General features: G+C 62.4%; 1 protein-coding gene. It reads left to right on the top strand.

Annotated elements, in window-relative coordinates; genetic code table 11:
- On the top strand, nt 1-441 hold a 441-nt coding region (locus J5M56_RS25570; protein ID WP_207938133.1), incomplete at both ends, for an amidohydrolase family protein.

Genomic DNA, 441 nt, shown 5'->3' with positions numbered 1-441 from the left:
TCTCGCGATTTTGCGCAAGGCGAAGGCGGCGGTGGCGCATTGCCCGGTGCTTAGTGCATTGCGCGGCGCCGCCGCGCCAGTCCAGCGGATGATTGACGAGGGGCTTTCCGTTGCGCTCGGCCTAGACAATTATTTCGCAGACTGCTTCGACGCGATGCGCATGTACGTCTCGGTCGCACGCATGCGTGAGCGTGATGCCACGCTGTTCCGGTCTCGCGATGCACTCCGGGCGGCGACGCTAGACGCCGCACGCGCGCTGCACATGGACGACCAGATCGGGTCGATCGAGATCGGGAAAAAGGCAGATATTCAGCTCATCGACGTGACGCGCCCGGGGATCGTGCCCATTATCGATCCCGTAGGGACGCTCGTCTATCATGCTCATGCTGGCGATGTCAGCACCGTATTGATCGATGGGGTCGTGGTATTGCTCGACGGGCG

It is taken from the genome of Pseudomonas sp. 51_B (assembly GCF_017491595.1).
Classification (GTDB): Bacteria; Pseudomonadota; Gammaproteobacteria; order Pseudomonadales; family Pseudomonadaceae; genus Aquipseudomonas; species Aquipseudomonas promysalinigenes.
Note: the sequence above shows the minus strand (reverse complement) of the source record. Positions and strands in the feature narration are given on the sequence as shown.